Source organism: Pseudomonas sp. CAM1A, from assembly GCF_047501685.1.
Classification (GTDB): domain Bacteria; phylum Pseudomonadota; class Gammaproteobacteria; order Pseudomonadales; family Pseudomonadaceae; genus Aquipseudomonas.
Genome location: NZ_JBFNXP010000004.1, coordinates 47,993 through 61,229, shown reverse-complemented (window position 1 = coordinate 61,229; position 13,237 = coordinate 47,993). Strand labels below are relative to the sequence as shown.

The 13,237-nt window shown below is 62.4% G+C and carries 9 protein-coding genes, 1 tRNA gene and 1 pseudogene; 5 read left to right on the top strand and 6 right to left on the bottom strand.

All coding sequences use genetic code 11. The annotated features are described in order from the left end of the window. The first annotated feature begins 183 nt into the window (after positions 1–183). The 4 genes and pseudogenes from ABZO33_RS13170 (at position 184) to ABZO33_RS13155 (ending at position 2,914) form a co-directional block, all read left to right on the top strand. On the top strand, positions 184–1,320 hold the full coding sequence (locus ABZO33_RS13170; protein WP_414536387.1) for an RNA ligase RtcB family protein: 1,137 nt from the start codon (positions 184–186) through the stop codon (positions 1,318–1,320). Then, complete coding sequence (prfH, locus tag ABZO33_RS13165; protein WP_414536386.1) at positions 1,320–1,940, top strand: peptide chain release factor H; 621 nt, start codon at positions 1,320–1,322, stop codon at positions 1,938–1,940. The genes ABZO33_RS13170 and prfH overlap by 1 nt, the downstream gene beginning before the upstream one ends. Before the next feature lie 395 nt (positions 1,941–2,335). Then, positions 2,336–2,624 (top strand): annotated as a pseudogene (locus tag ABZO33_RS13160) (type II toxin-antitoxin system RelE/ParE family toxin). Further along, positions 2,624–2,914: a helix-turn-helix domain-containing protein gene (locus ABZO33_RS13155; protein ID WP_050703537.1), complete on the top strand. Its 291-nt coding sequence runs from the start codon at positions 2,624–2,626 to the stop codon at positions 2,912–2,914. Before ABZO33_RS13160 ends, ABZO33_RS13155 begins: the two are co-directional and overlap by 1 nt. Before the next feature lie 115 nt (positions 2,915–3,029). On the opposite strand, the gene ABZO33_RS13150 is transcribed toward ABZO33_RS13155, so the two are convergent. The 6 genes from ABZO33_RS13150 to rpsU all read right to left on the bottom strand — a co-directional run bounded on the left by ABZO33_RS13150 (position 3,030) and on the right by rpsU (position 11,993). Beyond that, the gene (locus tag ABZO33_RS13150) at positions 3,030–3,449 is read right to left on the bottom strand and encodes a hypothetical protein (protein ID WP_414536385.1); all 420 of its coding nucleotides are present in this window, start codon (positions 3,447–3,449) and stop codon (positions 3,030–3,032) included. A gap of 185 nt (positions 3,450–3,634) precedes the next feature. Next, positions 3,635–3,711: transfer RNA gene (locus ABZO33_RS13145), tRNA-Ile, on the bottom strand. 17 nt (positions 3,712–3,728) lie between these two features. Further along, positions 3,729–7,472, bottom strand: a complete 3,744-nt coding sequence (locus ABZO33_RS13140) for an EAL domain-containing protein (protein WP_414536384.1) — start codon at positions 7,470–7,472, stop codon at positions 3,729–3,731. 120 nt (positions 7,473–7,592) lie between these two features. Beyond that, the gene (gene rpoD, locus ABZO33_RS13135; protein ID WP_414536383.1) at positions 7,593–9,443 is read right to left on the bottom strand and encodes an RNA polymerase sigma factor RpoD; all 1,851 of its coding nucleotides are present in this window, start codon (positions 9,441–9,443) and stop codon (positions 7,593–7,595) included. Positions 9,444–9,510: 67 nt separating this feature from the next. After that, positions 9,511–11,499: a DNA primase gene (gene dnaG / locus ABZO33_RS13130; RefSeq protein ID WP_414536382.1), complete on the bottom strand. Its 1,989-nt coding sequence runs from the start codon at positions 11,497–11,499 to the stop codon at positions 9,511–9,513. A 278-nt stretch (positions 11,500–11,777) separates the two neighbouring features. Then, positions 11,778–11,993, bottom strand: coding sequence for a 30S ribosomal protein S21 (gene rpsU / locus ABZO33_RS13125; RefSeq protein WP_003255575.1), 216 nt, complete (start codon positions 11,991–11,993; stop codon positions 11,778–11,780). 205 nt (positions 11,994–12,198) lie between these two features. On the opposite strand from rpsU, the gene tsaD reads away from it, so the two are divergent. Continuing rightward, positions 12,199–13,224 (top strand): tRNA (adenosine(37)-N6)-threonylcarbamoyltransferase complex transferase subunit TsaD, encoded by a 1,026-nt coding sequence (tsaD, locus tag ABZO33_RS13120; RefSeq protein WP_046857388.1) that lies wholly within the window; start codon positions 12,199–12,201, stop codon positions 13,222–13,224. Positions 13,225–13,237: the final 13 nt, after the last annotated feature.

The window sequence follows — 13,237 nt, the reverse complement described above, 5'->3', positions numbered from 1 at the left end:
CCTAAGATGCCCGCCTTCTCTCACCCGACAGCAAAGGAGGTACATCATGCAACAGTCGATCACCCTTTGCAGGTCGCGCCTGGCTTGAACGCATTCGCCGCTACTCGTTAGCGGTACCGCAACGCCCGGCCTCTGGCCTGCCAATCCGAATATCTTTTTGTTTCAACCCATCAGGATTGGACTATGGGCACTTGCATTCGCAATTTGTCCGACGGCGCCGTATTGGTCGCCGCGGACAACACCTGGATCGAAGGAAAAGCGATCCAACAACTCGAAACCACCGCTCGTCTAGGGGGCATGCATCGGGTGGCCGGCATGCCGGACCTGCATCCGGGGCGTGGCTATCCGGTCGGCGCGGCATTCTTTTCCGTGGGGCGTTTGTACCCGGCGTTGGTCGGCAATGATATCGGCTGTGGCATGGCGCTGTGGCGCACGGACATCCCGACCGCCAAGCTGCATCTGGACAAGCTGGAGAAACGCCTTGGCAACCTCGACCTGCCGCTCGACGAGACGTGGCAGGAGGCCGTCGCCAGCTTCGGTTTGCCTGCCACGGGGCACGAGCGTTCTCTAGGCACCATTGGTGGTGGTAACCACTTCGCCGAGCTGCAGCAACTCGATGAAAGCTACGACGATGCGGCCCTGTCAGCCTTGGGCATCGAGCGCAAACACCTGCTGTTGCTGGTGCACAGCGGCTCGCGTGGTTTGGGCGAGGCGATCTTGCGTGAGCAGGTCGACCTGTTCGGTCATCACGGACTGGAGGCGGGCAGCGAGGCCAGCACTCATTACCTGGGCCGGCACGACGGCGCGCTGCGTTTTGCCGAAGCCAACCGTCAGTTGATTGCCCGGCGCATGCTCGGCCGCATGCGTGCCGATGGCGATGTACTGCTCGACATCAACCACAACCTGGTGTCGCCAGCGCAGGTCGACGGGCTCGATGGTTGGCTGCATCGCAAAGGCGCCACACCGTCGGATCAGGGGGCGGTGGTGATCCCTGGTTCGCGCGGCGACTACAGCTACTTGGTACAGCCGATCGCCGACGAGCGCAGCCTGTTGTCCCTGGCCCATGGCGCCGGACGCAAATGGATGCGCAGCGAGTGCAAGGACCGCCTCGCCTCGCGCTACAGCGTCGAGCAACTGAGTCGTACGGCACTAGGCAGCCGCGTGATCTGCGCCGACCGGGCGCTGATCTACGAGGAAGCGCCGGAGGCCTACAAGGCTATCGACTCGGTGGTGGGTGCCTTGCGTGAAGCGGGGTTGGTTCGCGTGCTGGCACGACTGAAACCGGTGCTTACCTACAAGACGCGCGGAGGGTGCTGCTGATGATCCTACTGCAACTCTCGGCGGCTCAGGGGCCGGAAGAATGCACCCTGGCAGTGGCCAAGGCATTGCTCAGGCTGCAGGCCGAAGCGGATGCCCAGGCCGTGGCGGTACGGATACTCGAAGAAGAGCCGGGGCCGCGGCGCGGTACCTTGCGCTCGGTGTTGCTGGCACTGGATGGCGAGCAGGCCGAGCGTCTGGCGGATCACTGGACGGGCTCGCTGCAATGGACGTGCAGCAGTCCGTACCGGCCGGGGCATGCGCGCAAGAACTGGTTCTTTGGGGGCGCACGGTTTGCGCCACCGGCACCGGAATTGGCGAGCGAGATCCGCTTCGAGACCTTGCGTTCGTCCGGGCCGGGTGGTCAGCATGTCAACACCACCGACTCGGCAGTGCGCGCCACGCACCTGGCCAGCGGCGTCAGCGTCAAGGTACAGAGCGAGCGTAGCCAGCACGCCAACAAACGCTTGGCGCTGCTGCTCATCGGTCAACGCCTGGCGCAACAGGCAGAGCAGGTCGACAGCGAACTGCGCGCGGAGCGGCGGTTGTTCCATCACCGCATCGAGCGTGGCAATCCACGTCGGGTGTTTCGTGGTGAGCGCTTCGAGCCGGCTGACGAGTAGATTGTGTGCGAATAGTCGTCGAGCAAAAGTCAGGCCGGGCGGCGTAGGCGATGCCGGCCCCACAAAAACGGATGAGGAAAGGACCCGGCTCGCACTCGGGTTTACGCTTTGCAAATGAGCATTCCGTATCTGAGGCGATCCCGCCAAAAACGCAAAAGCCGCGCATCGCGCGGCTTTCTGTTTGGCGGGCCCACACGGACTCGAACCGTGGACCAAAGGATTATGAGCACTTTTTTGCGACGGAAAGCGCGTCGGCGGGAGGGGGATAAGTGATTTTCTGGCCGGATTTTTTTTCGCGCCGGATTTTCGCCCGGCTTGGGCAGGGTTGAAGAAAGCCGCACGCTGGCCTATAGTGCAACTACGCCAATGACGCATAAGAACGCGCAAGGGAAGCAATGATTTTCGTCGAGACGCCGATCTTCACTGAGGACTTGCATGAGCTGCTAGCAGCATTTGGCTGTGAACCCGACCGCTGGGGATGTGATCCAGCACACTGGCGGGCTTCGCAAGGTTCGCTGGGCTGCAAACGGCAAGGGCAAGCGTGGTGGAGTTCGAGTGATCTACTACTACATCACCGCAGCTGCGCAGATTCGGCTACTGGTGATCTACCGGAAGGGCGTGAAAGACGACCTCTCAGAAGACGAGAGGAAAGAGCTGCGCAAACTGAACGAAGGGTGGCAATGATGGAAAAGGGTCTGTTCAATCGCCTGAAAGAAAGCATGACGCAGATGAACGAGATTGATCGGGGCGAGCGTCAACCGTCCCGTGAATTTCACGTAGACGCTGTACAAGTCAAAAACATTCGCAAGGCTACAGGGTTGTCGCAGATTGCCTTTGCCGAAACGATTGACGTTGCCGTGGGTACTTTGCGCAATTGGGAGCAGGGGCGTCGAGACCCTGAAGGGCCTGCCAGGGCTTTGCTCCGGGCCATCCATAACGACCCGGCTAACGTCCTTGCCGCACTGAAGCAGTAACAAAAAAACCGCCTTAGTAGGGCGGTTTTTCCGTAAGCGCAGCCGAATAGTGGCTGGCCTGCTGTTCTCACAGGACGCTTCAACGTTTGCAGAGTCTACACCCAATGCTGGGACTTCAGGTCAGTGTTAGTTCCAGGTCGTCGCCAGTCCATCGCGTCGGCGGTTTCTCATTGTTCAGGCTGCGCTCAAGCAGCTCTAACCTGTGCTCCAGATCGGCTTTTTCAGCAGCGAGCAGCGCCGCCTTATGCTCCGCCTCCCTGAGCCGATTCCCCAGGCCATCTAAGTTCCTGGTGCGTTGATCCATATCCTGCGCTCTGCTGCGCAGTTGCTGTTCTTGTCGTTCAACTGCACGCTGCCGATCCGCTACCAGGGCGGCTGCTTTCTTCGCTGCTCTGGTGCGCGATAGCGCTGCCTGTTTTGAGCGTGCATGACGGGCTGCACCATGGGCATTGGCGCTGGCCACGGCTTCGGCCCGCCGCCAGGCTTCAGTCTTGACTCCGATAGACGCTGCCGCATTGTCGCGGGCCTTCAGCATTGGCGCTTCATCCGCAGCAGCCAGGGTCGAGTAGAACGCCGACACCGCCTCATGTTTTGCCTTGGCCCCTGCACTTTGCACCAGGGAGCGCGTCGGTTGCGCGACGGTGTGGACGAAACGGGGAAAATTTATGCCCTAAAAACGCAAATGGCCTACGCTTATTAAGCGTAGACCATTGATTTTGTTGGTGGGCCCACACGGACTCGAACCGTGGACCAAAGGATTATGAGTCCTCTGCTCTAACCAACTGAGCTATAGGCCCTCAGCAGGTGCGCAGGATTATAACGAGGGTTTCGATAGCGTGCCATCCGAAAGATCCGTTTGTGCTATGCGAAGAAAGGTCGCCGCGAATTCGTCCGGCGGCAGGGGTAGACTGACGATGTAGCCCTGAATCTGCTCGCAGCCTTCGGCGGCAAGGAAACGTTGCTGCGCCTGGTTTTCCACGCCTTCGGCAATGATCGTCAATTGCATGCTGCGGCCCAGCGCGATGATCGCGCGGGCGATGGCGGCGTCGTGGGGGTCGTCGGGCAGGCCGCGGATGAACGACTGGTCGATCTTGAGGATGTCCAGTGGCAGGCGCTTGAGGTAGCTGAGCGAGGAGTAGCCGGTGCCGAAGTCGTCGATCGCCAGTTGCACGCCCAGCTGCTTAAGCTGGTGCAGTACGCTCAGTGCCTCCTCGGCCTGGCTCATGATGAAGTTTTCGGTGATCTCCAGTTGCAAGTCGCCGGCCTTGAGCTGGTAGTTGCGCAGCAGTTGCTCGATGCGCCGGGCCAGGTTGGGCTGACGCAGCTGGGCGCCGGCAAGGTTGATGGAGAGCGGGCCGAAGGCGTGGTAGGTCTTCTTCCAGCTATGCATCTGCCGGCACGCCTGCTCCAGTACCCAGTCGCCAAGTTGAAGAATGGTGCCGTTCTCCTCGGCCAGGTGAATGAACTGCTCGGGCGGCACGTCGCCGAAGGTTGGGTGGGTCCAGCGGATCAAGGCCTCGGCGCCCACCAGGCTCTGGGTCTTGAGGCTGAACTTGGGCTGGTAGCAAAGGCTCAGCTCATTGCGTTCGATGGCGCGGCGTAGTTCGTGTTCCAGGGCGATGCGCTCGCTGGCCTGGGTGGTGAGTTCTCGGGTGTAGGCCTCGACCCGGTTACGGCCCTTGGCCTTGGAGCGGTACATGGCGGCGTCGGCGTTGCGGATCAGGTTGGCGACATCGGTGCCGTCTTGTGGGTACAGGCTGATGCCGATGCTGGCACTGGTGAAGAACTCGTGCTCGCCGGCCTGGAACGGTGCGTGGAAGCCGGCCAGCAGCTTGTTGGCGATGGCACTGGCATCGCTGGGCTTGTGCAGGCCGGGCAAGAGGATTATGAACTCGTCACCACCCAGGCGGGCCACGGTGTCGACATCACGCACCTGCTCCTTGAGGCGCTGGGCGATGCCTTTGAGCAACAGGTCGCCCACCGGGTGGCCGAGACTGTCGTTGATGTGCTTGAAGCGGTCGAGGTCGAGGAACAGCACCGCGCCCTGGCGGTTGGAGACCTGGGCGCAACTGAGCGCGGCCTGCAGGCGGCTTTCGAACAGCGCCCGATTGGGCAGGCCGGTCAGCGGGTCGTGGTGCGCCTGGTAGTCGAGCTTGGCCTGGGCATGCTTGAGGCTGGAGATATCGGCGAACACGGCGACGAAGTGGGTGATCTCGCGTTCGTGGTTGCGCACGGCGCTGATGGTCAGCCAGCCGGGGTAGAGTTCGCCGTTCTTGCGTTTGTTGTAGATCTCGCCCTGCCAGTGGCCTTCGGCGGTCAACTGGTGCCACATGGCGACGTAGAAGGCGCTGTCGTGCTGGCCGGAGGCGAGCAGGCGCGGAGTCTGGCCGAGGGCTTCGATTTCGCTGTAGCCGGTGATTTCACTGAACGCGCGGTTGACCGCGCTGATGCGCTGGTCGGTGTCGGTGATCAGCACGCCCTCGGCGGTGTTCTCGAACACCGTGGCGGCCAGTTGCAGTTTCTCCTGCATCAGGTGGCGTTCGGTGATGTCGCGGGCGATGGTCAGCATGCAGTCGACGCCGCCGATCGGCAGTGGCCGGGCGGACAGTTCACACAGGCGGATCTGCCCGTCGCTGCGGCGGATATGGCAGCTGAAATCGCGCACGAAACCGTCACGCTGCAGCTGATCGACCAGGCGTTGGCGCTCGTTGAGGTCGACCCAGATACCCAGGTCCAGCGAGGTCTGGTCGAGCGTTGGGCTGATGTCGTAGCCGGTGAGGCGGCAGAAGCCTTCGTTGACCTCCAGCAGCAGGCCATCGCTCTGGCGTGACAGCAACAGGCCATCGGGTGAGGCATGGAAGGCCTTGGCGAACTTCTCCTCGGAGGTCTGCAGTTGCTGCTGGGTTTCCTTCAACTGGCTGATATCGCGGATCGCCACCACCAGCGCCGGCATACCGTCGAGGTCGAAGGTCTCGGCCGAGGTCAGCCCGGTGAACAACTCGCCGTTGCTGCGGCGGAAGGTCATTTCCAGGTTGCGGATGCCGCCGCGATGCAGGCGCTCGAGCAGGGCCGGGCCGGTACCGACCACGCCCCACAGGCCGAGCTCGGTGGCGGTGCGGCCGATCACTTGCGCAGGATTCAGGCCGATCAGTTCCTCGAAGGCTTCGTTGACCTCCAGCAGGCAGCCGTCGCTGTGCCGGGCGATGATCAAAATGTCCGGGCACTGCTGGAACACCGAGGCGAACTTCTGCTCCGACAGGCGCAGGGCATCTTCGGTGTGCTTGGTTTCGCTGATGTCGATCATCAACCCGCGCATCAGCGACTTGTGGCCGTGTTCGATCATGCTGACGATGTTGCGCACCCATAGCGTATGGCCGTCGGCGCGGATCACCCGATAGTCGAGACTGTGGTCGCGCCCGGCGGCAGTTTCGCTGTCGCAGTAGGCCTGCGCCCACAGGGCATCTTCCGGGTGCAGGATGCTGCGCCAGAAGCCCGGCTTGAGCCATTCTGCCGTCGGGTAGCCGAGCAGGTCCTCAGCGTGCGGCGACACATAGCTGTAGCTGAAGTCGTTGGCATCGGCCTCCCAGGCCACCGCTGACAGGCTCTCGATCAGGCCGCGGTAGTGGTACTCGCTGCTGCGCAGCTCCTGTTCCAGGGCGATGCGTCGGGAAATCTCCGAACTCAGCCGGCGGTTGATGCGGATCACCACTGCCAGGATGGCCATCAGCACCAGTACGGCCGGCAGGCCGTAGAGCAGCACGTCATGCCAGAAAGTCCGCTGGTCGACGACGTTGCCCACCCAGCGCTGCTGAATATGGCTGACTTCGCTGCTGCTCATGTCGGCCATGACCTTGTCGAGGATGCCGACGAGCATCTTCTGTTCCCGTGGCACGGCCATGGCCAACTGGTAGCGGTACGGCGTTTCACCGCTTACATACAAGCCGTCGAGCTTGAGCTGGCGCAGGCTCCAGATACTCGAAGCAAGGTCGCCGACCACGGCGTCCACCTCGTCGGTAGCCAGGGCCTGCAAGGCGGAGCTGACATTGGGCATGGCCACCAGGTTGAGGTCCGGGTGGTGGGTGCGCAGCAGCTCATGAGGTGCGTAGTTCTCGACCACGGCGATCTTCAGGCCGTAGAGGTCCTTGAGGTTGCGCGGTTGCGCGCCGCCGGAGTGGGCGAGGATGACGATCGGAAAATCCAGGTAAGGGCGGGTGAAGGCCAGGTAGCCTTGCCGTTCCGGGGTGGACATGATGCCGGGCAGCAGGTCGAGCCGGTTGCTGCGTGCCTGCGCGAGGACTTCGGTCCAGCTGCTGGGCTCGATCGGCTTGAGGGTGATCCCCAGGCGTTCCTGGATCAAGGCGATGTAATCGGCGGCCAATCCCTGGTAGCGACCTTCCTGGTCGCGGAATTCGAACGGCGGCCATGAAGCATCGACGCCCAGGCGCAGCTGCGGGTGGGCGCTGAGCCAGGCTTGTTCCTCGTCGGTCAGGGTCAGGGCGCCGGCCGTTGTGTTCCAGGCGAGCAGGATCAGCAACAGGAAGGCCGGCATCAGGGGCATAGCGGCCTCTCGATCAGGGGGTCTGATTCGAGTGTAGACGGGCTTCCCGCCCGCTGGGTAGACAGGGGCCACGACCTTCTGTCACATAAGAAAAACCCCGGCCTGGGCCGGGGTTCGTCTTTACTCGTCGAGGAAGGAGCGCAAGTGCTCGCTTCGCGTCGGGTGGCGCAGCTTGCGCAGCGCCTTGGCTTCGATCTGACGGATCCGCTCGCGGGTCACGTCGAACTGCTTGCCGACTTCTTCGAGGGTGTGGTCGGTGTTCATGTCGATGCCAAAACGCATGCGCAGCACCTTGGCTTCGCGTGCGGTCAGGCCCGAGAGCACGTCACGGGTCGCTTCCTTGAGGCTTTCGACCGTGGCCACGTCGATCGGGGACTGCATGGTGGAGTCCTCGATGAAGTCGCCCAGGTGCGAATCTTCGTCGTCACCGATCGGGGTTTCCATGGAGATCGGCTCTTTGGCGATCTTCAGTACCTTGCGGATCTTGTCCTCAGGCATTTCCATGCGCTCGCCCAGCTCTTCCGGGGTCGGTTCGCGGCCCATTTCCTGCAGCATCTGGCGGGAAATACGGTTGAGCTTGTTGATCGTCTCGATCATGTGCACCGGGATACGGATGGTGCGCGCTTGGTCGGCGATCGAGCGGGTGATCGCCTGGCGGATCCACCAGGTGGCGTAGGTCGAGAACTTGTAGCCGCGACGGTATTCGAACTTGTCCACCGCCTTCATCAGGCCGATGTTGCCTTCCTGGATCAGGTCGAGGAATTGCAGGCCGCGGTTGGTGTACTTCTTGGCGATCGAGATCACCAGACGCAGGTTGGCCTCGACCATTTCCTTCTTGGCGCGGCGAGCCTTGGCTTCACCGATGGACATGCGGCGGTTGACGTCCTTGATCTCGGCAACAGTCAGGCCGGTCTCGGTCTCGAGGTCGATCAGTTTTTGCTGGCAAGCGACGATGGCGGCGTTTTTCTCACCCAGGGCGGCGGCCCATTTGGTGTTGCGCTTGGCCAGGTCACCGGACCAGGTCTGGTCGGTCTCGTTGCTTGGGAACAGGCGCAGGAAGTCGGCACGCGGCATGCGCGCGTCACGCACGCACAGTTGCATGATGGCGCGTTCTTGCTGGCGCAGGCGATCCAGGGCACCGCGTACGCGCTCGACCAGAACGTCGAACTGCTTCGGCACCAGCTTGATCGGCATGAACAGGTCGGCCAGCGCCTGCATGGCGCTGATGCTGTCTTTATGGCCTCGACCGTGCTTCTTCAGCACTTTGAGGGTATCGACCAGCTGATCCTTGACTGCACCGAAACGCTGGGCGGCAACGACCGGATCCGGACCGCTTTCGGCCTCTTCTTCGTCGTCGCCATCGGCGTTCTCTTCGTCTTCGTCTTCGCTTTCTTCCTTCGCGGCAGCGGCCTTGGCACCTGGGATCGGTACTTCTTCGGTCGGTGCGGCGATGTTGTCGTCAGGGTCGATGTAACCGCTGAGGACGTCGGACAGACGGCCACCTTCGGAGGTGACACGGTCGTATTCGCCGAGGATGTAGTCGACAGTACCCGGGAAGTGAGAGATGGCGCCCATGACTTCACGGATGCCTTCCTCGATACGCTTGGCGATTTCGATCTCGCCTTCGCGGGTCAGCAGCTCGACGGTACCCATTTCGCGCATGTACATGCGCACCGGGTCGGTCGTGCGGCCGATATCGGTCTCGACAGCCGCCAATGCGGCGGCGGCCTCTTCGGCTGCGGCCTCGTCAGTGTCGGCTTCCGCCAACAACAGGGCATCCGCATCCGGAGCACTCTCGAATACGTTGATCCCCATGTCGTTGATCATGCGGATGATGTCTTCCACCTGCTCCGGATCTGAAATATCCTCTGGCAGGTGGTCGTTGACCTCCGCGTAAGTCAGGTAGCCCTGCTCACGACCGCGGGTGATCAACTCTTTGATACGAGATTGCTGTTGCGCTTTTCCGGACATAACACCCTATCCACTGAAGGTCTTGGCGGGCAAAAAACAAGCCGAGGATTATACCCGAGCATGGACCTCACGCGCCAGATGAGGTCGGGTTTTGTGCGGGAACATTACGGCTCAGCAAGGTAAGCAGCTGAGATTTTTCCTCTGTGCTCAGTTCACTTAGACGTGCTTTCCTGAGCAGATGTTCCAGGCTGCGCTCGCGCTGGCGAGCGGACAAACTAGTTATAGTGTCGAAAAACTGTTGTTCAAGGTTGTCGGCATCGATCAACCATTCCTTTTCTGCCAGGGCGCGCAGCAGGCGACCCTGTTCGGTCCCGTGCCAGCGTGCGATCAGCTGCATTGAGCTTAGCTTAGGATTCTTCTGCGCGGCCTCGATCAGGGCCACCAGCAGCTGGCTGTACAGTTGCTCTTCGTCGGCGAAGTGGCTGGCATCCTCGACCTTGCCGGCCAGTAGTGGGTGATGCAGCAGGGTGCGAAGGGCCGAGAGCGTCGGTGGTTCCACTGGCGCGGGTACCCGTGGCGGCGCTTCGCCGCGCTGGCTATCGCGCTGCCACGGCTTGCCACCTTTCTTGTCCCAGGGTTTGCCGTCCCACTGCTTCTTGCCGCCACCTTTGTTCGGCGTCCAGGGGCGTTGCTCCTGTTGTGGCGCGGCATAGTCGGGCTGGTAGTGCATGTCGCCATGGTCGGGCGCATAGCTTGCCATGGCGTCGTAGTCGTAGCCGGGGTCGTAATCCGGCGCGCTGGGTGCTGGCGCGCTCTGGGCCAGTTGCTCCATCTGCTGCGGGTCGAGGCCGGTGATGTCTCTCAGGCGGTTGCGCATCAGTTGGCGCAGGTTGGCGCCCGGGACCTTTTCGATCAGCGGTGCGGCCAGCGTCACCATGTGCGCCTTGCCTTCCAGCGAGCGCGGGTCGGCCTCGTTGCTCAACTGCTCGAAGAAATAGTCGGCCAGTGGCTGGGCGTGCTGGTTGATGCGGGCCTGGAAGGCATCGGTGCCTTCGGCACGCACCAGGCTGTCCGGGTCTTCGCCTTCGGGCAGGAACAGAAAGCGTGCGCGGCGACCGTCCTGCAGGCTCGACAGGGTCGCCTCCAGGGCGCGCCAGGCGGCCTTGCGGCCGGCCTGGTCGCCGTCGAAGCAGAACAGCACGCTCGGTACCACGCGGAACAGGCGCTTGAGGTGGTCCTCGCTAGTGGACGTGCCGAGGGTGGCCACTGCATTGCGCAGGCCTTGCTGGGCGAGGGCGATCACGTCCATGTAGCCCTCGACGACGATGATCTCGTCGAGGTTGCGGTTGTGCTTGCGCGCCTCGTACAGGCCGTACAGCTCCTGGCCCTTGTGGAACACTGGAGTTTCCGGGGAGTTCAGGTACTTGGGCTTGTCGTCGCCCAGTACCCGGCCGCCGAAGGCGATGACCCGGCCGCGGCTGTCGCGGATCGGGAACATCACCCGGTCGCGGAAGCGGTCATAGCGCTTGCCGCTTTCGGCGTTCTCGATCAAGAGGCCTGCGTCGATCATCACTTTCTGTTGCAGCGAGTCGGCACCCAGGTGCTTGAGCAGGTTGTCCCAGCCCGGCGGGGCGAAGCCCAGGCCGAAGTCGCGGGCGATCTCGCCGGACAGGCCGCGCCCCTTGAGGTACTCCACCGCCGCCTTGCGGGTGGCGTGGCTGCGCAGGGCCTGGCGATAGAACTCGCTGGCCGCCTCCAGCAAAGGGTACAGCGGCGAGTCGGTCGGCTGGCGTGGCTTCTGCCCGCGGCGGCCTTCCTCGCGAGGGACTTCCATGCCGGCCGCGCGGGCCAGTTCCTCGACTGCTTGGGGGAAGTCCAGGTTGTCGTGGTCCATGACAAAGCCGAGGGCGTTACCCCCTGCGCCGCAACCGAAGCAATAGTAGAACTGCTTGTCGGGGCTGACGGTGAAGGAGGGGCTCTTCTCCTTGTGGAACGGGCAGCAGGCGGAAAGATTCTTGCCGGTCTTTTTCAGCTGGATGCGCGAACTCACCACATCGACGATGTCGGTGCGGTTGAGAAGGTCATCGATAAAGCTCTGGGGAATCAGCCCGGCCATGGCAGCCTCGTCATCTGGCAACTGGCAAGTCTAAACGCTTGTGCGCGGGTTTGGCGTGGGGTGTCGCAGGAAGAGGTGTGTGCTCGTCGGTAGCCGGTGAAGGCTCGTCAGAAAAGACGTGCACGCCTGGCCAAAGACCAGTTCTGACGCGTTGAGGCAGGTTGCCCATGGCTTTTGCCGGGGCGCCCCAGGCGCATGGCCAAGGGTTTCAAGCAACCGCTACCATAAGCCCGGCACGAGGCCGGGCATGGCAGAAGCTTTGCGTAGAACGCCTGTACTTAGTACAGACGAACGGCGCGGCGCTGTTCGCGCTGAACTTTCTTCGCGTGACGCTTTACAGCGGCAGCGGCTTTGCGCTTACGCTCGGCGGTCGGCTTCTCGTAAAACTCGCGGCTACGAACTTCAGCCAGTACACCGGCTTTTTCGCAGGAGCGCTTGAAACGACGCAGAGCTACGTCGAAGGGTTCGTTCTCTTTAACTTTGACGGCTGGCATCCAGGGCTACCTTAATTCATTACCGGGGTAGACGTGCTCCTGGCAAAACATAAGGTGTGCTGGAGAACGTCGGTTTTCAAGGGTTGCGGATGTTAACCCTTAGCTGGCCGGAATGCAAAGCCTCTGATCGAAAACCGCTGGTCGGCACCGGACACGGGGACTATCATGCGCGCCTTCGAATTCAGCCTCAACAAGGCACGGACCCATGCTAGTACTGGGATTGGAAACATCCTGCGACGAAACTGGCGTCGCATTATACGACAGTGAGCGCGGCCTGCTGGCCGACGCGCTGTTCAGCCAGATCGACCTGCACCGCGTCTATGGCGGCGTGGTGCCCGAGCTCGCCTCGCGCGACCACGTCAAACGCATGCTACCGCTGATCCGCCAGGTGCTGCAGGAAGCCGACTGCGTCGCCACCGAGATCGACGCCATTGCCTACACCGCGGGCCCCGGCCTGGTCGGTGCGCTGTTGGTGGGCGCCTCCTGCGCCCAGGCACTGGCGTTCGCCTGGGATATTCCGGCGATCGGCGTGCACCATATGGAGGGCCATCTGCTGGCGCCGATGCTCGAAGAGCAGCCGCCGCAGTTTCCGTTCGTCGCTTTGTTGGTTTCAGGTGGCCATACCCAACTGGTGCGGGTCGATGGCATCGGCCAGTACGAATTGCTGGGCGAAAGCCTGGACGACGCGGCCGGCGAGGCGTTCGACAAGACCGCCAAGCTGATCGGTCTGAATTATCCGGGTGGCCCCGAGATCGCCCGCCTGGCCGAACAAGGCACGCCCGGGCGCTTCGTGTTCCCGCGGCCGATGTGCGACCGCCCCGGCCTGCAGTTCAGCTTCAGTGGCCTCAAGACCTTTGCCCTGAATACCTGGCAGCAATGCCGCGATGCCGGGGACGACAACGAGCAAACCCGTTGCGACGTGTCGCTGGCGTTCCAGCAGGCGGTGGTGGAGACTCTGACCATCAAATGCAAGCGCGCCCTCAAGCAGACGGGCCTGAAGCGCCTGGTCATCGCCGGCGGCGTGAGTGCCAACAAGGCTTTGCGCGTTTCGCTGGAAGAGATGCTGGCCAGCATCAAGGGCAACGTCTACTACGCCCGCCCACGCTTCTGCACCGACAACGGTGCGATGATCGCCTATGCCGGTTGCCAGCGCCTGTTGGCCGGGCAGCAGCAGGACCTGGCGATCAGCGTGCAGGCGCGCTGGCCAATGGAGCAGTTGCCGGCAGTATGAGATGAGCCGGGCT

Coding starts and splice junctions, on each gene's coding strand:
- ABZO33_RS13170 (WP_414536387.1), top strand. CDS start 184: ATGGGCACTTGCATTCGCAATTTGTCCGACGGCGCCGTATTGGTCGCC.
- prfH (WP_414536386.1), top strand. CDS start 1,320: ATGATCCTACTGCAACTCTCGGCGGCTCAGGGGCCGGAAGAATGCACC.
- ABZO33_RS13155 (WP_050703537.1), top strand. CDS start 2,624: ATGGAAAAGGGTCTGTTCAATCGCCTGAAAGAAAGCATGACGCAGATG.
- ABZO33_RS13150 (WP_414536385.1), bottom strand. CDS start 3,449: ATGCTGAAGGCCCGCGACAATGCGGCAGCGTCTATCGGAGTCAAGACT.
- ABZO33_RS13140 (WP_414536384.1), bottom strand. CDS start 7,472: ATGCCCCTGATGCCGGCCTTCCTGTTGCTGATCCTGCTCGCCTGGAAC.
- rpoD (WP_414536383.1), bottom strand. CDS start 9,443: ATGTCCGGAAAAGCGCAACAGCAATCTCGTATCAAAGAGTTGATCACC.
- dnaG (WP_414536382.1), bottom strand. CDS start 11,499: ATGGCCGGGCTGATTCCCCAGAGCTTTATCGATGACCTTCTCAACCGC.
- rpsU (WP_003255575.1), bottom strand. CDS start 11,993: ATGCCAGCCGTCAAAGTTAAAGAGAACGAACCCTTCGACGTAGCTCTG.
- tsaD (WP_046857388.1), top strand. CDS start 12,199: ATGCTAGTACTGGGATTGGAAACATCCTGCGACGAAACTGGCGTCGCA.